This window comes from Streptomyces sp. NPDC028305, assembly GCF_055569495.1.
Genome location: NZ_JBVHTN010000011.1, coordinates 418,118 through 437,638, shown reverse-complemented (window position 1 = coordinate 437,638; position 19,521 = coordinate 418,118). Strand labels below are relative to the sequence as shown.

Below are 19,521 nucleotides of genomic sequence, written 5' to 3'. Positions count from 1 at the left end.
GCGACTCAGGATTCCGGAGAGGCGCGGGCGCCCAGGCCGGCCAGGTAGTCGTCCAGGAGCTCGACCTGCCGCTGTGGCGGGAGCGCCGCCGGGTCGAACAGGGCCTGCACCACCAGGCCGAGAACGAAGGACTGGGCGCCGGCCGCGATGTGCGCGGGGTTGCCCGGGGGTAGTTCGCCGAGCGCCTGGGCCGCGGCGACCCGCTCGCTCAGCCTGTCGCGGCTCTGGGCGTACTTGCGGGCGTAGTCGGTGCTCAGGGCGGGGTCGGAGAGTGCGGCGTCCCAGGAGGAGACCCAGATCCGGTTGCTGTCGGCGGCCTCGGGAGTCAGCGGCAGGATGTCGAGCAGTGCGTCCCTGAGGGCGGCCAGGCCTTGGCCCGCCTGGCGGCGGGGTCGGGAGATGGTGCGCTGTTCGAGGAGGTCGAGGGCGTACTCCACCAAGGCGTGCTTGGTGGGGAAGTAGTGCGTCAGCAGGCCGGTGGTCGCGCCGAGTTCGGCGGCGACGGCGCGCAGGGTCAGACCGGCGAAGCCGCGTGTCGCCATCACCTTCCAGACGGCTTCGGAGACATCGCGTCGGCGGGCCTCGTGATCTCCCTTGGTGCGTGGCATGCCGCCACGCTACATTGCCGTAACGAGTGTTATGTGAATGAGGAGGCCGCTCATGTTCTCGCTGTCGCTGCGCGACGGTGCACGCCTCGGTCCGCTGGAGGTCTGGCATGCCGAGGAGTTCGCCGACCATCTGGATCGGGCCCGCGAGCACATTCGCCCCTGGGTCGGACCCACGTTCGTCACCGACGATGTGGACGGCGCGCGGGCCACGCTCAAGCGGTACGCCGAACGCCAGGCCGGCGACGGCGCCCGCCTGTACGGCATCTGGCGGGGTGGAGTGCTGGTCGGCGGCGTGATGTTCACCGATTTCGACGCCGCATTCGGTTCGTGTGAGATCGGCTGCTGGCTGGAGCCCTCCGCCGAGGGCCACGGTCTGGTCACACAGGCGTGTGGCGCGTTGGTGGACTGGGCGTTCACGTCCCGGGGACTGCACCGGGCCGAGTGGCATTGCCGGGCCGACAACGACCGAAGCGCGGCGGTGGCCAAGCGGCTCGGCATGACGCTGGAGGGCGTGCGACGCGAGGCATGGCCGTACGAGGGCGTGCGCTACGACAAGCAGATCTGGGCGGTCCTCGCTCCCGAATGGCGAGCCCTGAGCCGGTGAGGCCGGTCGGCGGCGGGGCCGCCGTGGTCGCCACCGGCTCAACCCGGCGGGCGGCCCATGCGGGCCGGCCTGCCGGACATCGTGACCGGCCCACTGGAGAGGTCATCCGCCGCTACGAGCGTGATCGGCCCCACGAAACCCCAGGTCAGGGCCAGACCAGGCAGTACGGCTGGTGCCCCGCCTCGTGCAGTCGGTGGGAGAAGTCCTGCCACTCGTGCAGCAGCCGGTAGACCGTGAAGGCGTCGCGGGGGCCGCCGCGGTCGGGGACCGTGGACCAGATGAAGGCGGCGGCGCCGACCGCCTCCTCGCCGACGCCGCGGAGCGGGTCGACGGCGGTCATGGGGAGCTTGACGACGGCGTAGTCGGGGTGGAGGACGACGAGTTCGAGCGGCGGCACCTTGTGGAGGGGGACGCCCTCGATGCCGGTGAGGACCATCGCGGCCACGGTCTCCGGCTTGATCTTGGTGAACATGCCATGACCGAGCTCGTCGCCGCCGAGCTCCTCGGGGCGCATGGAAATGGGGACCCGCGCGGCGGTCGCGCCGTCGGGCGCGCCGAAGTACTTGTAGGTCACCCCCATACGACCGCTCCCGCCCCTGTGCGCCCCGCTCGTGTCCCCGCGCCTATGGCGTCCGGGGCGGGCGCGCTCGGGACCTCGGTCGTCGGTCCCTTCACCGAGTTCGCCACCGCGATGCATATCTCCACCCGACCACTCGCGGCTACCTGCCGCGCAACCCGATCATCGTGTCAGAGACCTCCCCCGCGCCAGTCGTGTGAAACGCCCGGCGGCAGTTCTTAGTCAGCCTCTGACAACATGGCATGCGTGAGCTATCCGTACGCAGCACCAGTTTCGCAGACGCTTTTCGACCGCGCGGCCGTCGTGACGCCCGGCGGCGTGAATTCTCCGGTGCGGGCGTTCCGCGCCGTGGGAGGTACGCCCCGGTTCATGGTGTCCGGTACCGGTCCGTACCTCACCGATGCCGACGGTCGGGAGTATGTCGACCTCGTGTGCTCGTGGGGACCGATGATCCTCGGCCATGCGCACCCCGAGGTGACGGCGGCGGTGCAGGCCGCCGTGGCGCGGGGGACCTCGTTCGGGACGCCGGGGGAGGGGGAGGTCGCGCTCGCGGAGGAGATCGTGGCGCGGGTCGTCCCCGTCGACCAGGTGCGCCTGGTCTCCTCGGGGACCGAGGCGACGATGTCGGCGATCCGGCTGGCGCGGGGGTTCACCGGGCGGGCGAAGGTGATCAAGTTCGCGGGCTGCTACCACGGGCATGTGGACGCGCTGCTGGCCGCGGCCGGGTCCGGGGTGGCCACCTTCGGGCTGCCGGACACGCCGGGGGTGACGGGCGCGCAGGCCGGGGACACGGTGGTCCTGCCGTACAACGATTTGGACGCGGTGCGGGCGGCCTTCGCGGCGTACCCGGACGGGATCGCGTGTGTGATCACGGAGGCGTCGCCGGGCAACATGGGCGTGGTGCCGCCGCTGCCGGGGTTCAACGCGGGGCTGAAGGAGCTGTGCGCGGAGTACGGCGCGCTGTACATCTCCGACGAGGTCATGACCGGCTTCCGGGTCTCGAAGGCCGGGTGGTTCGGGCTCGACGGCGTCGAGCCCGACCTGCTGACCTTCGGCAAGGTGATGGGCGGCGGCTTCCCGGCCGCCGCGTTCGGCGGGCGCGCCGATGTCATGGCGCGGCTGGCCCCGGCCGGCCCGGTGTACCAGGCGGGCACCCTGTCCGGGAACCCGGTCGCCACGGCGGCGGGCCTGGCCCAGCTGCGGCTGCTGGACGACGCGGCGTACGCGGCGGTGGACGCGGCGTCCGCGCGGCTGCGGGCGCTGGTGACCGAGGCGCTGGCCAAGGAGGGGGTCGAGCACCGGGTGCAGGCCGCCGGAAACATGTTCTCGGTGTTCTTCACCGGTGACGAGGTCACCGACTACGAGAAGGCGAAGGCGCAGCAGGCCTTCCGGTTCACCGCCTTCTTCCACTCGATGCTGTCCCAGGGCGTCTACCTGCCGCCGTCCGCCTTCGAGTCGTGGTTCCTGTCCACGGCGCACGACGAGCGGGCGCTGGAGCGGGTGGCGGAGGCTTTGCCGGGGGCGGCGCGGGCCGCCGCCGAGGCGACTGAATGATGGGCCCCATGACGAAGAGCGACAACGACATCACCGTCGTGCATGTGATGCGGCACGGCGAGGTCGACAACCCCACGGGGGTGCTGTACGGGCGGCTGCCCGGGTACCACCTCTCGGAGCTCGGTCGGCGGATGGCCGACCGGGTGGCCGAGCACCTGGCCGACCGCGACATCACGCATGTGGTGGCCTCGCCGCTGGAGCGGGCGCAGGAGACGGCGGCGCCGATCGCCAAGGCGCACGGCCTGGACGTGGCCACCGACGAGCGGCTGATCGAGGCGGCGAACGTCTTCCAGGGGAAGGCCTTCGGCGTGGGCGACGGCGCGCTGCGCAGGCCGGCCAACTGGAAGCATCTGACCAACCCCTTCCGCCCCTCCTGGGGCGAGCCCTATATCGACCAGGTCGTGCGGATGATGGCGGCCATCGGCGTGGCGCGGGACGCGGCGCGCGGGCACGAGGCGGTTTGCGTCAGCCATCAGCTGCCGATCTGGATCGTGCGCAGCTTCGTCGAGCGGCGGCGGCTGTGGCACGACCCGCGCAAGCGGCAGTGCACGCTGGCCAGCCTCACCAGCTTCACCTACCGCGGCGACCGGATCGTCTCGGTCGGCTACAGCGAGCCGGCCCGCGATCTGGTCCCGGCGCATCTGCTCGCGGGGGCCAAGCCGGTCAAGGGCGCCGCCAAAGGCTACGGCGCATAACCGGCGTGTAATGGATCGGAGACAGCGCGTCGACAATTCAATTCGGTGGTGCTGACCGGGAACCTCGGTATTCGCATCGCCATCTCACCGGGCGTCCGCGACACCTTGCGGACGTCGGATACGGCGAGAGTGAATTGAGGACGCGTGATGCGGGAGATCAGCCGGAGGGGGATTCTCGGTCTGGGAGCGGGAGCGGTGGCGTCGCTGGCCGTCGCCGGCTGCTCCTCGTCGGATTCCGGTTCCAGGCCGCGGGCGGGCAGGACGACCCAGGCCAGGCCGACGCTCCGGCCGATCGGCGACGGCTCGACCGCGTACTCCGGGAAGCAGCCGAACCAGCCGTCCGCGCCGGAGCGGCTGGAGCCGGGTCAGAAGCCGCCGCAGTTCGTGGTCTTCTCCTGGGACGGGGCGGGGGAGGTCGGCAACGGCCTCTTCCCACGGTTCCGCAAGCTCGCCAAGGACCATGGCGCGGGCATGACCTTCTTCCTGTCCGGTCTTTACTGCCTGCCGGAGTCGAAGAAGAACCTGTACCGGCCGCCGAACAACCCGGCCGGCGCCTCCGACATCGGCTATCTCACCGATGACCACGTCCGGATGACCTTGCAGAACGTGCGCGAGGCATGGCTGGAGGGCCATGAGATAGGCACCCACTTCAACGGCCACTTCTGCGCGGGGAGCGGCACGGTCGCCAACTGGACGCCCGCCCAGTGGCGGTCCGAGATCGACCAGGCTGTGTCGTTCGTCACGAAGTGGCGGACGAACACGGGGTTCACGGACCTCGACCCGCTGCCCTTCGACTACCGCAAGGAACTCGTCGGCGCCCGCACCCCGTGTCTGCTCGGCCAGGACAACCTGCTGCCGACCGCCCGGGAGCTCGGCTGGCGCTATGACGCGAGCTCGCCCGGCGGGCGCCAGGTGTGGCCCTCGAAGAAGCAGGGCATCTGGGACTTCCCGCTCCAGCAGATACCGTTTCCCGGGCATTCCTTCGAGGTCCTGTCGATGGACTACAACATCCTGGCCAATCAGTCGCGGAATTCGACGAATGCCCCGCCGGCCAACTACCCGGGCTGGCGCAAGCAGGCCACCGAGGCGTACATAGCCGGTTTCCAGCGGGCCTATGAGACAAACCGCGCCCCCTTCTTCGTCGGTAACCATTTCGAGAAGTGGAACGGCGGCATCTATATGGATGCCATCGAGGAAGCGATCAAGCACATCGCGGACGAAAAGCACAAGGACGTCCGGCTGGTGTCCTTCCGCCAGCTCACGGACTGGATGGACGCCCAGGACCCCGCGGTGCTGGCGCAGCTGCGCACGCTCGGCGTGGGCCAGCAGTGGAGCGCCGCGACCGCCTGAACGGGCGGGCCGGCGGCGTCGGGTGTGAGCCCGAAAGCAAGGCCGAAAGCAGGGCTGAGGGGGGTGCCGAAGATCCCCGAAAGGCGCATGCGAAACTTTTCACATGAGTGCCTGCCGCGCCCCTCGGCGCCTCGCGACCCGCCGTCGCGCAACCGTGCTGGCCACCGGAGCCGCCGTGGCCGCCCTGACCCTCTCCGCCTGTGGAGCAGGCGGTGCCTCGGGCGGCTCCAGCAACACCAAGTTCATCCAGGGCACCGGCGGGGTGGACACCGTGGCCAAGGGCGACCGCAAGCACGCCCCCGAGCTGGCGGGCAAGACCCTCGACGGCGGCAAGCTCGATGTCGCCGACTACCAGGGCAAGATCGTCGTCCTGAACATCTGGGGCTCGTGGTGCGCGCCGTGCCGGGCCGAGGCGCCCAACCTGGTCAAGGTCGCCAAGGACACCGAGGCGGACGGGGTGCGGTTCGTGGGGATCAACACCCGTGACCCCGACCCGGCCAACGCGATCCAGTTCGAGAAGGAATTCAAGGTCGACTACCCGAGCCTGTACGACCCGATCGGGAAACTGATGCTGCGCTTCCCCAAGGGCAGCCTCAACCCACAGGCCATCCCCACGACCATCGTCCTGGACCGGCAGGGCCGGATCGCGGCCCGCGCGCTCACCCCGCTCAGCGAGGAGAGCCTGCGCAAGATGCTCAAGCCGCTGATCGAGGAGAAGTGACGGCGTGAGCCTCCTCGCCGCCGCCGTCCCCGGCGCCAACGAGACCGTCCTGACCGGGGCGCTGCTGGTGGCGCTGCCGATCGCCGTCCTCGGCGGACTGGTCTCCTTCTTCTCCCCCTGCGTCCTGCCGCTGGTGCCCGGCTATATGTCGTATGTCACAGGCGTCACCGGTACGGATCTGGGCGAGGCCAAGCGCGGCCGGATGCTGGCCGGCGCCTCGCTCTTCGTGCTCGGCTTCACCGCCGTCTTCGTCTCCGCCGGCGCGCTCTTCGGCAACTTCGGCTGGACGCTCCAGGAGCACAAGGAGACGCTCTCCAAGGTGCTCGGGGTCGTCACGATCGTCATGGGCCTCGCCTTCATGGGGCTGCTCAAGGGCTTCGGGCAGCGGGAGTTCCGCTTCCACATCAAGCCCGGGATGGGGCTGGTGGGCGCGCCGGTGCTCGGCGCCCTGTTCGGCGTGGGCTGGACCCCGTGTCTGGGCCCCACGCTCACCGCGGTCAACGCCCTGGCCCTGAACGAGGCGAGCGCGGGTCGCGGGGCCCTGCTGATGGTCGCCTACTGCCTCGGGCTCGGACTGCCGTTCATCGCCGTGGCCATTGCCTATCGGCGCATGCTCGGCGCGTTCGGCTGGGTCAAGCGGCACTACGTCTGGGTGATGCGGATCGGCGGCGGCATGCTCGTCGCCCTGGGGATACTGCTCCTCACAGGTATCTGGGACAGCATCATGGGCGATATGCAGGCCTGGGCCCTGCGCTTCAACGTTGGGATCTGATCGATGTCCACCACCGATACCGACACCGCCACGGAGAACGGCCCCACGGGCAAGGCCGCCGACCCCGCCGACGAGCGTGAGCTCGGCGCGGCGGGGGCACAGCTGTCCACGGCCCCCGCCGAGGAGATCAACGTCCCCTCGATGGGGCCGATCGGCTGGGCCCGCTGGTTCTGGCGCCAGCTGACCTCGATGCGGGTGGCGCTGCTGCTGCTCTTCCTGCTGTCGCTCGGCGCGATCCCCGGCTCGCTGGTCCCGCAGACGGGCATCGACCCCGTCAAGGTGGACGACTTCAAGCAGCGGCACGAGACGCTCTCGCCGATCTACGAGAAGCTCGGGCTGTTCCACGTCTACAGCTCGGTGTGGTTCTCGGCGATCTACATCCTCCTGTTCGTCTCGCTGATCGGCTGCATCGTCCCGCGCACCTGGCAGTTCGTCGGCCAGCTGCGCGGCCGCCCGCCGGGCGCCCCGCGCCGGCTGACCCGGCTGCCCGCGTACACCACCTGGCGCACCGAGGCCGAGCCGGAGCGGGTGCTGGAGGCCGCCCAGCGGGTCATGAAGCGGCGCCGCTTCCGGACCCATACGGTCGGTGGCGCGGTGGCCTCCGAGAAGGGCTATCTGCGCGAGGCGGGCAACCTCCTGTTCCACATCGCGCTGATCGTGATGCTGGTGGCCTTCGCCGTCGGGCAGCTGTACAAGGCCGAGGGCGGCAAGCTGGTCGTCGAGGGTGACGGCTTCTCCAACAGCCTGGTGCAGTACGACGACTTCAAGTCCGGATCGCTCTTCGACAAGAACAACCTCGCTCCCTTCGGCTTCAAGCTGGACCGCTTCACGGCGACCTACGAGCGCAGCGGCCCGCAGAAGCGCACCCCCCGCACCTTCCGCGCCGATGTCACCTACTGGGAGGGCGCGGACGGCAAGGAGCACAAGACCTCGATCAAGGTCAACGAGCCCCTGGAGGTCGCGGGCTCCAAGGTCTATCTGCTGGGCCACGGCTACGCCCCGGTCGTCACGGTCCGCGACGGGCAGGGCAAGATCGCCTACCGCGGCGCCGTGGCCTCGCTGCCGTTCGACGGGGTCAACCTCACCGAGAACGTAGTGATCAAGGTGCCTGACTACCGCGACAAGAGCGGTAAGAAGGACCAGATCGGCTTCCAGGGACAGTTCGTGCCGACCCTCGACCTGAGCACGGGCACGATGTTCTCCCAGTTCCCGGCGCTGGACAATCCGGCGCTCATCCTGACCGCCTACCGCGGCAGCCTGGGGATCGACGGCGGGCTCCCGCAGAACGTCTACCAACTCGACACCTCCCGGATGAAGCAGTTCAAGAAGTCGGACGGGACGCCATTCGCGGACGCGCTCAAGGTCGGCGACACCATGAAGCTCCCGAACGGCGCCGGCACCTTGAAGTTCGAGGGCATCAAGACCTGGGCCACCTTCCAGATCTCCCACCGGCCGGGCAATGACTACGCGCTCGTGGGCGCCGTCGCCGCCCTGATCGGTCTCGCCGCCTCGCTGTTCATCCAGCGCCGCCGGGTGTGGGTCCGCGCGGAGACCGGAGCCGACGGCGTCACCGTCGTCGAGATGGCGGGGCTCGGCCGCAGCGAGTCCGCCAAGCTTCCCGAAGAACTCGCCGACCTCGCCGTGGCCCTCCAGTCCGAGGCTCCGCCCGCGCCGGACTCGGACCCCGAACCTGAAGCGGGCCCGGAACCGGAAACCGGCACCGCCGAAGCCGAGACCGACACCGCACAACCCGCTGATCCTGCCGAAGGAGCGCGCGCGTGAACCTCGCTGCCGAAACCAATGAGTCGCTGGCCCATTTCAGCAATGTGCTGATCTATTCGGCCATGGCGGTCTACACCCTCGCCTTCCTCGCCCATATCGCCGAGTGGGTGTTCGGCAGCCGCAGCGCCGTCGGCCGCACCGCAGCCGCCATCACCGCCGACTCCGCCACCTCCACGGCCTCCACCAAGGTGACCGTGCGGGCCGCCCAGGGCGGCGGCACCGCCGTGCTCGAACGCCCCAAGGTTGTCACCCGCTCCGCCGCGGGCACCCGCGACGTCCCCGACGGGCCAGGCGCCGCGGGCGGCACCGAGCAGGGCGATCTGTACGGCCGGATCGCCGTCGGCCTCACCGTGCTCGCCTTCCTGATGCACGTCGGCGCCGTGCTCACCCGCGCCCTGTCCGTACAGCGCGCCCCCTGGGGCAACATGTACGAGTTCTCCACGACCTTCGCCATGGTCGCGGTCGGGGCGTATCTCACGCTCCTCGTGCTCAAGAAGAACGTGCGCTGGATCGGGCTCCCCCTCGTCACCACGGTCCTCCTCGACCTCGGTCTCGCTGTCTCTGTCTTGTACACCGACAGCGCCCAGTTGGTTCCCGCCCTCCACTCGTACTGGCTGTGGATCCACGTCAGCTGCGCGATCATCTCCGGCGCGTGCCTCTACATCGGCGCCGTCTCCACGCTGCTCTACCTCTTCCGCGACCGGCACGAGGAGAAGCTCGCCAAGGGCGAGGAGCCCGGCCGCTTCGGGTCCGTCCTGGAGCGGCTGCCCGCGGCCGCCACCCTCGACAAGTTCGCGTACCGCATCAACGCCACGGTCTTCCCGCTGTGGACCTTCACGATCATCGCGGGCGCGATCTGGGCCGAGGCCGCCTGGGGCCGCTACTGGGGCTGGGACCCCAAGGAGGTCTGGTCCTTCATCACCTGGGTCGCCTACGCCTGCTACCTGCACGCCCGCGCCACCGCCGGCTGGAAGGGCCGCAAGGCCGCGTACCTCGCGCTGATCGCGTTCGGCTGCTACCTCTTCAACTACTACGGCGTCAACATCTTCATCACCGGCAAGCACTCCTACGCCGGAGTCTGACCCACCGCCGTCCCGAGGGCCGGTTCCCGTGACCAGCGTCACGGGAACCCGGGTCAACGGGGACACCCGGGACAACGCGCCCGAGGTGCTGGGCCGCATCGCGACCGTTGCCGAGCGCTCCGCGGCGCACTCGACGGCGAACTCCGCGGCGAGGCCGACGGGCAGGCCGGGCGAGAAGCCGCCGGCCGACGGGGGCATCCGCGACGACCAGTACGTCTACATCGACAGCAAGGTGGCCTTCGCGACCCAGGAGAACGGCGGGCCCGCCAAGCTGGACCCGCTGCACCGCCGGGAGATCTGGCTGTCGGTGGACGGCCTCCACACGGGGCTGCTGCGCGAGCCCGGCCGGGACGGGAACGCGCACCAGCCCCTGGACCCCGCCCCCGCCTCGGGCAAGTTCGCATACGACAGGTCGACCAGCTACCGCTACCTCCAGACCCTCCCCACCGACCCCGACCGGATGCTGAAGTGGATCTACGGCACGGTGGAGAAGCGCAAGGACCGCGAGCGGTCGCCGGACCAGGACGCGTTCGTCCTCGTCGGCGACCTCATCAGCGAGTCGCTGATGCCGCCGAAGGTGAGCGCCGCGCTCTACCGCGCGGCGGCGAAGATCCCCGGCGTGGTGGTGGTTCCCGACGCCGTGGACGCCGCCGGGCGGCACGGGGTCGCCGTCGCGCGGGTCGATTCCGGCCACTCCACGATCCGCGAGGAGCTGATCTTCAACGAGAAGACGGGCGAGTACCTCGGTGAGCGCAACGTCGCGCTCGAGGACGGCAACGGCTTTCGGACCGGGCAGGTCATCGGCACCGCCGCGGTCCTGAAGCGGGCGGTCGTGGACAGGCCGGACCAGCGCCCGTAGCGACGGCGGGACTGCCGGGCACATGTGAAGAGGCGTACGGGCCGACCGGCCCGTACGCCTCTTCACGTCGCCCTTAAGGGCTCACTCCTTGGCGTCCCCCGAGCCCTCTTCCTTCTCGCGGCGCAGCTCCTCCTCGCGGCGGCGGAGGTCCGCCTCCCAGTCCTTGAGCAGCGACTCGTCCTTCTTGTTCTCATCCTTGAGGGACTTGAGGAACTCGGGGTTGTCGTCCGGGGCCACCCACTGCTGCTGTCGCCGTCCGGCCGGGGAACCGCCGCCGGCGCCCCCGCCGGCCCCCGCGTGCGCGGGCCGGTTCTTGCCCGCCACCAGCCAGGCGATCGGACCGATCAGCACCTCGCCGAAGAGCAGCACGATGAGCACCCAGACCACCTTGGGCAGGTGGCGCACTTCGTCTTCGGGGGTGTTCAGGCAGTCGATGAAGGCGTAGATCCACAGCGCCAGGATGAGCAGGAAGGGCAGATACCTGAGCATGATGGCCGGTCCCCGGGGAATGATGGTGGGCCGTGCGTGGCCCCATGACGGATCCAGAGTAGTGCGTACCGGATACTGGGACGCATGGCTTATGACGATCTTCGCTCCTTTCTGCGGGCGCTCGACCGCGAGGGAGACCTCAGGCGCATCAAGGCCGAAGTCGACCCGTATCTGGAGATCGGGGAGATCGTCGACCGGGTGAACAAGTCGGGTGGCCCGGCGCTGCTCTTCGAGAACGTCAAGGGCTCGTCGATGCCGTTGGCGATGAACGTCTACGGCACCGACCGCCGCTTCCTCAAGGCCCTCGGGCTCGGCTCGTACGAGGAGATCGGCGAGAAGATCGGCGGGCTGGTCAAGCCGGAGCTGCCGCACGGCTTCGGCGGGCTGCGCGAGGCGTTCGGGAAGCTCGGCGCCATGGCGCATGTGCCGCCGAAGAAGGTGAAGGACGCGCCCGTCCAGGAGGTGGTGCTCACCGGCGACGACGTCGACCTGGAGGCGCTGCCCGCGCTGTTCACCTGGCCCGAGGACGGCGGGTCCTTCTTCAACCTCGGCCTGACCCACACCAAGCACCCCGAGACCGGGGCCCGGAACCTGGGCCTGTACCGGCTCCAGCGCCATGACCGCCGCACCATCGGCATGCACTGGCAGATCCACAAGGACAGCCGCAACCACTACCAAGTGGCCGCCAGGCGTGGCGAGAAGCTGCCGGTGGCGATCGCCTTCGGGGCGCCGCCCGCTGTGACGTACGCCTCGACCGCGCCGCTGCCCGGGGACATCGACGAGTACCTCTTCGCGGGCTTCGTCCAGGGCCGGCGGGTCGAGATGGTCGACTGCAAGACGGTGCCGCTCCAGGTCCCGGCGCAGGCGGAGGTGGTCATCGAGGGGTGGCTGGAGCCCGGAAAGACCCTGCCCGAGGGGCCGTTCGGCGACCACACGGGCTTCTACACCCCGCAGGAGCCCTTCCCGGCGCTCACCATCGACTGTGTGACGATGCGGCAGCGTCCGCTGCTCCAGTCGATCGTGGTGGGCCGCCCGCCGACCGAGGACGGGCCGCTGGGGCGGGCGACGGAGCGGTTCTTCCTCCCCCTGCTCAAGATCATTATCCCGGACATCGTGGACTACCACCTCCCGGAGTCGGGCGGCTTCCACAACTGTGCGATCGTCTCCATCGAGAAGAAGTACCCCAAGCACGCACAGAAGGTGATGCACGCCATCTGGGGCGCGCACATGATGTCGCTGACCAAGCTGATCGTCGTGGTCGACGCCGACTGCGACGTCCACGATCTGCACGAGGTGTCCTGGCGGGCGCTCGGCAACACCGACTACGCCCGCGACCTGACCGTCGTCGAGGGCCCCGTCGACCATCTCGACCACGCCTCGTACCAGCAGTTCTGGGGCGGCAAGGCGGGCATCGACGCCACGGCGAAGTGGCCCGAGGAGGGCTATACGCGCGACGGCGGCTGGCCGCACATGGTCGAGTCGGACCCCGACACGGCCGAACGGGTGACAAGGCGATGGAAGGAGTACGGGCTGTGACAGGCGCGTCGAGAACGGAGGCGGGCGGCGCGGGCCTGCTCCCCGCCCCCGCCGGGGTGGCCCGATGAGTGCGAATTCGGCCACCCCCGACCTCCTCGGCCCCGAGCCCGCGCCGCCCGGCCGCGTCCGCGCCTTTCTGCGGCTGGTGATGATCGAGCACTCGGTCTTCGCGCTGCCCTTCGCCTACATCGCCTCGCTGACCGCGATGGAGCTGTGGGACGGCACAGTCCACTGGCTGCGGCTGCTGCTGGTCACGGTCGCGATGGTGGGGCTGCGCACCTTCGCGATGGCCTGCAACCGGATCATCGACCGGGAGATCGACGCCCGTAATCCGCGCACCGCGGGGCGCGAGCTGGTGACCGGCGTGGTGCCGGTGCGCTCGGCCTGGATCGGCGCGCTGGTCGCGCTCGCCGTCTTCCTCGGCGCGGCCGCGCTGCTGAACCCGCTGTGCCTGGCCCTGGCGCCGGTCGCGATCGCCCCGATGGTGGTCTATCCGTACGGGAAGCGCTTCACGAACTTCCCGCACGCGATCCTCGGCCTCGCCCAGGCCATGGGCCCGGTCGGGGCGTGGATCGGGATCACGGGGGAGTGGTCCTGGGACGCGGTGATCCTCGGCCTCGCGGTCGGCATCTGGATCGGCGGCTTCGATCTGATCTACGCCTGCCAGGACGTGGCGGCCGACCGGGCCCACGGGGTGAAGTCGGTGCCGGCCCGCTTCGGCATCGCCGGGGCCCTGTACGGGGCGCGCGTCTGCCATGTCGTCACCACGCTGCTGCTGGGCTGGTACGGGCTGGCCACGGACGCCGGGTTCTTCTTCTGGCTCGGTCTGGTGATCGTGGCGGCGGCGTTCTGGTACGAGCACTCGGTGGTGCGGCCCGGCGATCTGTCCCGGCTGAACCGCGCGTTCTTCACGGTCAACGGCTTCGTGGGGATCGCGCTGTTCTGCTGCGCGCTGCTCGACCTGCTGGTGCGGGGACTGAGCCTGTGAGACGCGCCGGTTAGGCTCGTCATGTGGAGCCGCCGCATGAGCCGTACAGGCCGCACGAAGAAGTGAGCCGGCGCCGGCCCTGGGTGGTCGGTGTCTCCGGCGCGTCCGGGACGCCGTACGCCGCCTCCGTGCTACGCGCGCTGATGGCCGCGGGGGAGGCGGTCGACCTGGTGGTCAGCCGGGCCTCGCGGCTGACGCTGCTGGACGAGACGGGGATCTCCTTCCGGGACGCGCACTGGCGCCAGGACCTCGGCCGCTGGCTGGCGCGGGGCGCGGACGGCACGCCGGACGCCTTCGAGGCGCGGGTGGACGTGGCGGACGTACGCCACTGGGCGGCCGGGGACCTGGCCGCGGGCCCGTCCTCCGGCAGCTATGACGTCAAGGGGATGCTGATCGTCCCGGCGAGCACCGCGTGTGTGGCGGGGGTGGCGCTCGGCCTGTCGAAGGACCTGCTCCAGCGGTCGGCGAGCGTGACGCTCAAGGAGCGGCGCCCGCTCGTGGTGGCGGTGCGCGAGGCGCCGCTGAGCGGCCAGACCCTCCGTCACCTGGTCGCGCTGGACGAGGCGGGCGCGGTCGTGGTGCCCGCGTCGCCCGCGTTCTACGCGGGGGCGACCCATATCCAGGACCTGGTGGACTTCGTGGCGGGGCGGGTGCTGGACGCGGCAGGGGTGCCGCACAAGCTGTACCGCCGGTGGGAGGGGGAACTCCGGGGTGGGACCGGAGACGGCTAGCGGGCCGCACCGCCACGTCGCCTTGACGCGTGGCTCGCCCGCAGGTTCTGCGGGATTTAGAGGGTGCCATGCCCTGATGCCTTAGATTATATGTGTAAACTTGCTATATCTCTGAATAATGGAAGGCGCTCGGCATATGGACGCGGTGGATAGGCAGCTCATCCAGGCCCTGCGGGAGAACGGGAGGGCCTCCTACGCGGAGCTCGGCCGCCTCGTCGGCCTGTCCGGACCCAGCGTCACCGACCGGATCAACCGCCTGGAGGCGGCCGGTGTGATCACCGGCTACCGCGCGACCGTCGACGCCGCGTCCCTCGGCCTCGGGGTCACCGCCCTCATCGGCATCCAGCTCTCCGACGCCGCCGACCACGAGGACGTGGCGGGGCGGCTGCGCGAGCTGGCCGAGATCGAGGACTGCTGGTTCATCGCGGGCGACGACTCGTACATGCTCAAGGTGCGCGCCGGCGATGTGGACGGGCTGGAGCGGACCATCCGCCGGCTGTCCGGCACCAAGGGCGTCGCCCGGACGCGTACCACGATCGTGCTGTCCACCAAGTGGGAGAACCGGGTCGGCGAACTGCCCGACGACGTCGAGGCGTAGGCTCAGAAGGTCACTCAAGCAAAGGCCTACAAAAGCAGACGTATGGGAGGCGGCCGCATGACTGCGTCTATCGAAGATGCGGGTCTCAAGCGCGAACTGGAAGAGAAGGTCCGCGCCGGAGAGCGGCTGTCGCGCGAGGACGGCATCGCGCTGTACGCGTGCGACGACCTGGCATGGCTCGGCGGGCTGGCCCACGAGGTGCGCACCCGCAAGAACGGTGACGTGGTGCACTTCAACGTCAACCGCCACCTCAACATGACCAATGTGTGCACCGCCTCGTGCGCGTACTGCTCCTTCCAGCGCAAGCCCGGCGAGAAGGACGCGTACACCATGCGCATCGAGGAGGCCGTCCGCCTCGCCAAGGCGATGGAGAACGAGAACCTCACCGAGCTGCACATCGTCAACGGCCTGCACCCCACCCTCCCTTGGCGCTACTACCCGCGGTCGCTGAAGGCGCTCAAGGAAGCCCTTCCGCAGGTGTCCCTGAAGGCCTTCACCGCCACCGAGATCCACCACTTCGAAAAGATCTCCGGGCTGCCGGCCTCCGAGATCCTCGACGAGCTGATCGACGCCGGCCTGGAGTCGCTCACCGGCGGCGGCGCGGAGATCTTCGACTGGGAGGTCCGGCAGCACATCGTCGACCACGACACCCACTGGGAGGACTGGTCGCGCATCCACCGGCTGGCGCACGAGAAGGGCCTCAAGACCCCGTGCACCATGCTGTACGGGCATGTCGAGGAGCCCCGGCACCGGGTGGACCACGTGCTGCGGCTGCGCGAACTCCAGGACGAGACCGGCGGTTTCCAGGTCTTCATCCCGCTGCGCTACCAGCACGACTTCGTGGACATGAAGGACGGCAAGATCCGCAACCGGCTCCAGGCCAGGACCACCATGGCCACCGGCGCGGAGGCGCTGAAGACCTTCGCGGTCTCGCGGCTGCTGTTCGACAACATCCCCCATGTGAAGGTCTTCTGGGTGATGCACGGCGTACGGACCGCCCAGCTCGCGCTCAACCACGGCGCGGATGACATGGACGGCTCGGTCGTCGAGTACAAGATCACTCACGACGCCGACAACTACGGCACGCCGAACAAGCTGACCCGCGACGACCTGCTGGAGCTCATCCGGGACGCGGGATTCCGGCCGGTGGAGCGGAACACCCGCTACGAGATCATCCGCGAGTACGACGGACCGGACCCGGACCGGCGCGAGACGCCGCAGGCCATGCGCGTCTGACGACGGATCTCAGGGTCGTCGCCGGGGCGCTCGGCGGGCCGTGATTCACTGGATGGGCAGGATTTCCCAGGAGAACAGAAAGAAGACGGGCCGTGTCCTTCAAGCCGAGCGCGACGTTCCGCTACACCGCCATGCGCCTGGGGATCTTCGCGGGCTGCTTTCTGGTGATGTGGGGCCTGGTGTACTTCCGGTTGCTGCCCTCCGGGCTCGGCAACGCGAACCTCTTCTGGGTCGTGCTGCTGGCGCTGGTCGTCTCGGCGCCGCTGAGCTTCATTCTGCTGCGCAAGCAGCGCGACGACATGGCGGCCCAGGTCGCGGAGCGGGTGGACCGCGCCAAGGAGCGGCTCGCGGCTAACCAGGGCCAGGAGGACGGCGCCTGAGCCGCGCTCGGCCGCCCACCCCGTCCTGTAACGCTCCTCACACGCCTCCGACGCCCCGCCGGCCAGCTCCCGCTGGCCGGCGGGGCGTTGTTCGCTTCCGCCGCCGTGTGTAAAAGCTTGCCTATGGGGAACTCAAAGCCAGGGTGTTAATGTTTTCGTCATGACGACAGCAGCCGCGCCCCGCATCACCACGAGCGTTCCGCTCGTGGCGCGCCTGCACATCGATCTCTGCCGCTGCCGGTCGGCGGCCTGTCGCCGCCGCTGACCGCTTGTCCCCCGTCCCAGCGGCCGGAGATCCAAGCACGGACTCCTGGCTCACCCCTGTCCGCTTCTTCTCCCCCGACGTCGTCCCCCTGACTTCCCCTGCCTTTTCCTGCCCTCGGAGTGTGTCCGTTGTCATCCGTCCCCGAGACGCCGTCTCAGAGATCCTCCATACGCCTGCCCAAGGTGCCGTTCTGGGCGCAGATCCTGCTGGGCCTGGTGCTCGGCGTGCTGCTCGGCTGGGCCGCCCGCAGCGGTGACGTCGGCTGGCTGGTCACCACCCTCGACAAGATTGGCTCGATCTTCGTCCAACTGCTGAAGCTCGCCGTCGCCCCGCTGGTCTTCTTCGCGATCCTGGTCTCGATCACCAACCTGCGGAACGTCAACAACGCCGCGCGCCTGGCGACCCGCACCCTGCTGTGGTTCATGGCGACCTCGCTGATCGCGGTCGCCATCGGCCTGGCGATCGGCCTGGTCACCAACCCCGGCGCGGGCACCGGCCTCACCCCGCAGGACGGCTCCAAGCCCGAGCACGCGGGCTCCTGGCTGGACTTCCTCACCGGCATCGTGCCGACCGACGTCATCACGCCGTTCACCGAGCTGAACGTCCTCCAGATCGTCTTCATGGCCGCCGTCGCGGGCGTCGCCGCCCTCAAGCTCGGCGAGAAGGCACAGCCGATCCTCACCCTCAGCCAGGCCGTCCTGGAGCTGCTCCAGAAGGCCCTGTGGTGGGTCATCCGCCTCGCCCCGCTGGGCACCCTCGGCCTCATCGGCTACGCCATCGCCGAGTACGGCTGGGACCTCATCGGCAAGTACGCCACCTTCACGGCCGACATCTACGTCGGCTGCGCCCTGGTGATGTTCGGCGTCTACCCGCTGCTGCTGGCCACCGTCGCCAAGGTCAACCCGCTGCACTTCTTCAAGGGCGCCTGGCCCGCGATCCAGCTCGCGTTCGTCTCCCGCTCCTCGGTCGGCACCATGCCGGTCACCCAGAAGGTCACCGAGCGCCTCGGCGTCCCCAAGGAGTACGCCTCCTTCGCGGTGCCCTTCGGGTCGACGACGAAGATGGACGGCTGCGCCTCGATCTACCCGGCCATCGCCGCGATCTTCATCGCCCAGATCTTCGATGTGCACCTCGGCGTCGGCGACTACCTGCTGATCGCCTTCGTCTCGGTCATCGGCTCGGCCGCCACGGCGGGCCTCACCGGCGCCACCGTCATGCTGACCCTGACCCTGTCCACGCTCGGCCTCCCGCTGGAGGGCGTCGGCCTCCTCATGGCCATCGACCCGATCCTGGACATGATGCGCACCGCCACGAACGTGGCAGGTCAGGCGCTGGTCCCGGTCATCGTCTCGGCCCGCGAGAAGATCCTCGACCGGCAGGCCTACGACCACGCCTCGGCGTCCCCCCTGGACGACGCGGCCACCGTCGAAGACCGCCAGGTGGTCCCGGCCGCCGCGTAGCGGCCGCCCGGCCCCGACGTCGCCCCGCTCTCATGGCCCTCGGCCGAGAGCGGGGCGACGTGCTTTTCCGGCTACCGGTCGCGCTTGCTGGAACGGCAAGGAAGTTCGCCGTTCCGGCAGGGGCGGCGCATGGTGGGGGGCATGAGTGAGCACAAGGTTTCCGATGAGTTCGATGTCGTGGTGGTCGGAGGGGGTGTCGCCGGGCTGTCGGGCGCGCTGACGCTGGCGCGCGCCCGTCGCTCCGTATTGGTGATCGATTCCGGCGAGCCGCGCAACGCGCCCGCCGCCGCGGCGCATGGACTGCTGTCCCGGGACGGTGTGCCGCCGCTCGAGCTGTTGCGGATCGGCCGGGAGGAGGTGGTCGGCTACGGCGGGCGGATCCTGTCCGACCGGGCGGTCTCCGCGCGGCGGGTGGAGGGCGGCTTCGCCGTCGAGGCCGGGAGCGGCCGGGTCTTCCGGGCGCGGCGGCTGCTGGTGACGACCGGGCTGGTCGACGAGGTGCCGGAGGTGCCGGGGCTGCGGGAGCGGTGGGGGCGGGATGTGCTGCACTGCCCGTACTGCCACGGCTGGGAGGTCCGCGACGCGCCGATCGGTGTGCTGGGCGGCAGCCCGCTCTCCGTGCATCAGGCGCTGCTGTTCCGGCAGTGGTCGCCCCGGGTGACGCTGTTCCTGCACACCGGTGGCGATCTGGCCGAGGAGGAGTGGGAGCGGCTGGCCGCGCGGGGGATCGCCGTGGTCGACGGCGAGGTGACGGGGCTGGACGTGGTGGAGGACCGGCTGGCCGGGGTCCTGCTGGCCTCGGGCCGCCGGGTGGCGGTGGAGGCCTTGGCGGTGGGGCCGCGGATGGTCGCGCGCGGCGAGGTCCTCGCGGGCCTGGGGCTGAGCGCGGTGGAGCACTCCATGGGGGTCGGGACCTGTGTGGCGTCGGACGCGAGCGGGCTCACCGAGGTGGCCGGGGTGTGGGTGGCGGGGAACGTCACCGATCCGACGGCCGGCGTCCCGGTGGCGCAGGCCGCCGGGGTGCAGGCCGCCGCGGCGATCAACGCGGATCTGGTGAACGCGGACACCGAGGCCGCTGTGGCCCGCCGCAGGGCGGCCGTCTCCGGAGGTTCCGGGGGTGTTTTCAGTGCGGTCGCCGAGGCCGAGGTCGCCGCGCGGGTCCTGGGCGAGCGCCGGCATGGCCTGGACCCGCTGCGGCGCTCCGAAGGGCCCGCGCGACCGTAGCGTGGGCGGG

At 70.1% G+C, this 19,521-nt stretch carries 20 protein-coding genes; 17 read left to right on the top strand and 3 right to left on the bottom strand.

Annotated elements, in window-relative coordinates:
- Window positions 1-5 precede the first annotated feature (5 nt).
- Entirely contained in the window at window positions 6-608 is a 603-nt protein-coding gene (locus tag ACZ4WQ_RS41885) for a TetR/AcrR family transcriptional regulator (protein WP_398377079.1), read from the bottom strand.
- A gap of 52 nt (window positions 609-660) precedes the next feature.
- Here ACZ4WQ_RS41885 and ACZ4WQ_RS41880 point away from each other — a divergent pair, with 52 nt between their 5' ends.
- The gene (locus ACZ4WQ_RS41880; RefSeq protein ID WP_398377080.1) at window positions 661-1,212 is read left to right on the top strand and encodes a GNAT family N-acetyltransferase; all 552 of its coding nucleotides are present in this window, start codon (window positions 661-663) and stop codon (window positions 1,210-1,212) included.
- 145 nt (window positions 1,213-1,357) lie between these two features.
- Here the strand turns inward: ACZ4WQ_RS41880 and ACZ4WQ_RS41875 are convergent, their stop codons facing one another.
- Window positions 1,358-1,909 carry a hypothetical protein gene (locus ACZ4WQ_RS41875; RefSeq protein ID WP_352133160.1) on the bottom strand — a complete coding sequence of 184 codons (552 nt, stop codon included), beginning with the start codon at window positions 1,907-1,909 and terminating at the stop codon, window positions 1,358-1,360.
- Window positions 1,910-2,026: 117 nt separating this feature from the next.
- Between ACZ4WQ_RS41875 and hemL the strand changes: the two genes are divergently transcribed.
- The 8 genes from hemL (at window position 2,027) to ACZ4WQ_RS41835 (ending at window position 10,604) form a co-directional block, all read left to right on the top strand.
- On the top strand, window positions 2,027-3,343 hold the full coding sequence (hemL, locus tag ACZ4WQ_RS41870) for a glutamate-1-semialdehyde 2,1-aminomutase (protein ID WP_398377081.1): 1,317 nt from the start codon (window positions 2,027-2,029) through the stop codon (window positions 3,341-3,343).
- Window positions 3,344-3,351: 8 nt separating this feature from the next.
- Complete coding sequence (locus tag ACZ4WQ_RS41865) at window positions 3,352-4,038, top strand: histidine phosphatase family protein (RefSeq protein WP_385344922.1); 687 nt, start codon at window positions 3,352-3,354, stop codon at window positions 4,036-4,038.
- A 147-nt stretch (window positions 4,039-4,185) separates the two neighbouring features.
- Window positions 4,186-5,388, top strand: coding sequence for a polysaccharide deacetylase family protein (locus tag ACZ4WQ_RS41860; protein WP_311726547.1), 1,203 nt, complete (start codon window positions 4,186-4,188; stop codon window positions 5,386-5,388).
- A gap of 103 nt (window positions 5,389-5,491) precedes the next feature.
- Window positions 5,492-6,109 carry a TlpA family protein disulfide reductase gene (locus ACZ4WQ_RS41855; RefSeq protein WP_311726548.1) on the top strand — a complete coding sequence of 206 codons (618 nt, stop codon included), beginning with the start codon at window positions 5,492-5,494 and terminating at the stop codon, window positions 6,107-6,109.
- A 4-nt stretch (window positions 6,110-6,113) separates the two neighbouring features.
- Window positions 6,114-6,881: a cytochrome c biogenesis CcdA family protein gene (locus ACZ4WQ_RS41850; RefSeq protein WP_398377084.1), complete on the top strand. Its 768-nt coding sequence runs from the start codon at window positions 6,114-6,116 to the stop codon at window positions 6,879-6,881.
- A 3-nt stretch (window positions 6,882-6,884) separates the two neighbouring features.
- A complete protein-coding gene (gene resB / locus ACZ4WQ_RS41845) occupies window positions 6,885-8,663 on the top strand; it encodes a cytochrome c biogenesis protein ResB (protein ID WP_398377085.1) in 1,779 nt (592 codons plus the stop codon).
- Window positions 8,660-9,745: a c-type cytochrome biogenesis protein CcsB gene (ccsB, locus tag ACZ4WQ_RS41840; RefSeq protein ID WP_398377086.1), complete on the top strand. Its 1,086-nt coding sequence runs from the start codon at window positions 8,660-8,662 to the stop codon at window positions 9,743-9,745. Before resB ends, ccsB begins: the two co-directional genes overlap by 4 nt.
- A 28-nt stretch (window positions 9,746-9,773) precedes the next feature.
- On the top strand, window positions 9,774-10,604 hold the full coding sequence (locus tag ACZ4WQ_RS41835; RefSeq protein ID WP_311726552.1) for a CU044_5270 family protein: 831 nt from the start codon (window positions 9,774-9,776) through the stop codon (window positions 10,602-10,604).
- An 81-nt stretch (window positions 10,605-10,685) separates the two neighbouring features.
- Here the strand turns inward: ACZ4WQ_RS41835 and ACZ4WQ_RS41830 are convergent, their stop codons facing one another.
- Window positions 10,686-11,093 carry a PLD nuclease N-terminal domain-containing protein gene (locus tag ACZ4WQ_RS41830; RefSeq protein WP_311726553.1) on the bottom strand — a complete coding sequence of 136 codons (408 nt, stop codon included), beginning with the start codon at window positions 11,091-11,093 and terminating at the stop codon, window positions 10,686-10,688.
- An 84-nt stretch (window positions 11,094-11,177) separates the two neighbouring features.
- On the opposite strand from ACZ4WQ_RS41830, the gene ACZ4WQ_RS41825 reads away from it, so the two are divergent.
- From ACZ4WQ_RS41825 to ACZ4WQ_RS41790, 8 genes are all read left to right on the top strand, one after another.
- The gene (locus ACZ4WQ_RS41825; protein WP_311726554.1) at window positions 11,178-12,629 is read left to right on the top strand and encodes a menaquinone biosynthesis decarboxylase; all 1,452 of its coding nucleotides are present in this window, start codon (window positions 11,178-11,180) and stop codon (window positions 12,627-12,629) included.
- A gap of 64 nt (window positions 12,630-12,693) precedes the next feature.
- The gene (gene mqnP, locus ACZ4WQ_RS41820; protein WP_311726555.1) at window positions 12,694-13,617 is read left to right on the top strand and encodes a menaquinone biosynthesis prenyltransferase MqnP; all 924 of its coding nucleotides are present in this window, start codon (window positions 12,694-12,696) and stop codon (window positions 13,615-13,617) included.
- Window positions 13,618-13,679: 62 nt separating this feature from the next.
- The gene (locus tag ACZ4WQ_RS41815) at window positions 13,680-14,348 is read left to right on the top strand and encodes a UbiX family flavin prenyltransferase (protein WP_311726756.1); all 669 of its coding nucleotides are present in this window, start codon (window positions 13,680-13,682) and stop codon (window positions 14,346-14,348) included.
- A 136-nt stretch (window positions 14,349-14,484) separates the two neighbouring features.
- Complete coding sequence (locus ACZ4WQ_RS41810; RefSeq protein ID WP_311726556.1) at window positions 14,485-14,946, top strand: Lrp/AsnC family transcriptional regulator; 462 nt, start codon at window positions 14,485-14,487, stop codon at window positions 14,944-14,946.
- 57 nt (window positions 14,947-15,003) lie between these two features.
- Entirely contained in the window at window positions 15,004-16,182 is a 1,179-nt protein-coding gene (gene mqnE / locus ACZ4WQ_RS41805; protein ID WP_311726557.1) for an aminofutalosine synthase MqnE, read from the top strand.
- Window positions 16,183-16,274: 92 nt separating this feature from the next.
- Complete coding sequence (locus ACZ4WQ_RS41800) at window positions 16,275-16,562, top strand: DUF4229 domain-containing protein (RefSeq protein WP_311726558.1); 288 nt, start codon at window positions 16,275-16,277, stop codon at window positions 16,560-16,562.
- 393 nt (window positions 16,563-16,955) lie between these two features.
- Window positions 16,956-18,287, top strand: a complete 1,332-nt coding sequence (locus ACZ4WQ_RS41795) for a dicarboxylate/amino acid:cation symporter (protein ID WP_311726559.1) — start codon at window positions 16,956-16,958, stop codon at window positions 18,285-18,287.
- 141 nt (window positions 18,288-18,428) lie between these two features.
- Complete coding sequence (locus ACZ4WQ_RS41790; protein WP_398377090.1) at window positions 18,429-19,511, top strand: NAD(P)/FAD-dependent oxidoreductase; 1,083 nt, start codon at window positions 18,429-18,431, stop codon at window positions 19,509-19,511.
- Window positions 19,512-19,521 lie beyond the last annotated feature (10 nt).

Coding starts and splice junctions, on each gene's coding strand:
- ACZ4WQ_RS41810 (WP_311726556.1), top strand. CDS start 14,485: ATGGACGCGGTGGATAGGCAGCTCATCCAGGCCCTGCGGGAGAACGGG.
- ACZ4WQ_RS41880 (WP_398377080.1), top strand. CDS start 661: ATGTTCTCGCTGTCGCTGCGCGACGGTGCACGCCTCGGTCCGCTGGAG.
- resB (WP_398377085.1), top strand. CDS start 6,885: ATGTCCACCACCGATACCGACACCGCCACGGAGAACGGCCCCACGGGC.
- mqnP (WP_311726555.1), top strand. CDS start 12,694: ATGAGTGCGAATTCGGCCACCCCCGACCTCCTCGGCCCCGAGCCCGCG.
- ACZ4WQ_RS41860 (WP_311726547.1), top strand. CDS start 4,186: ATGCGGGAGATCAGCCGGAGGGGGATTCTCGGTCTGGGAGCGGGAGCG.
- ACZ4WQ_RS41865 (WP_385344922.1), top strand. CDS start 3,352: ATGACGAAGAGCGACAACGACATCACCGTCGTGCATGTGATGCGGCAC.
- mqnE (WP_311726557.1), top strand. CDS start 15,004: ATGACTGCGTCTATCGAAGATGCGGGTCTCAAGCGCGAACTGGAAGAG.
- ACZ4WQ_RS41790 (WP_398377090.1), top strand. CDS start 18,429: ATGAGTGAGCACAAGGTTTCCGATGAGTTCGATGTCGTGGTGGTCGGA.
- ACZ4WQ_RS41855 (WP_311726548.1), top strand. CDS start 5,492: ATGAGTGCCTGCCGCGCCCCTCGGCGCCTCGCGACCCGCCGTCGCGCA.
- ACZ4WQ_RS41875 (WP_352133160.1), bottom strand. CDS start 1,909: ATGCATCGCGGTGGCGAACTCGGTGAAGGGACCGACGACCGAGGTCCC.
- ACZ4WQ_RS41885 (WP_398377079.1), bottom strand. CDS start 608: ATGCCACGCACCAAGGGAGATCACGAGGCCCGCCGACGCGATGTCTCC.
- ACZ4WQ_RS41825 (WP_311726554.1), top strand. CDS start 11,178: ATGGCTTATGACGATCTTCGCTCCTTTCTGCGGGCGCTCGACCGCGAG.
- ACZ4WQ_RS41830 (WP_311726553.1), bottom strand. CDS start 11,093: ATGCTCAGGTATCTGCCCTTCCTGCTCATCCTGGCGCTGTGGATCTAC.
- hemL (WP_398377081.1), top strand. CDS start 2,027: ATGGCATGCGTGAGCTATCCGTACGCAGCACCAGTTTCGCAGACGCTT.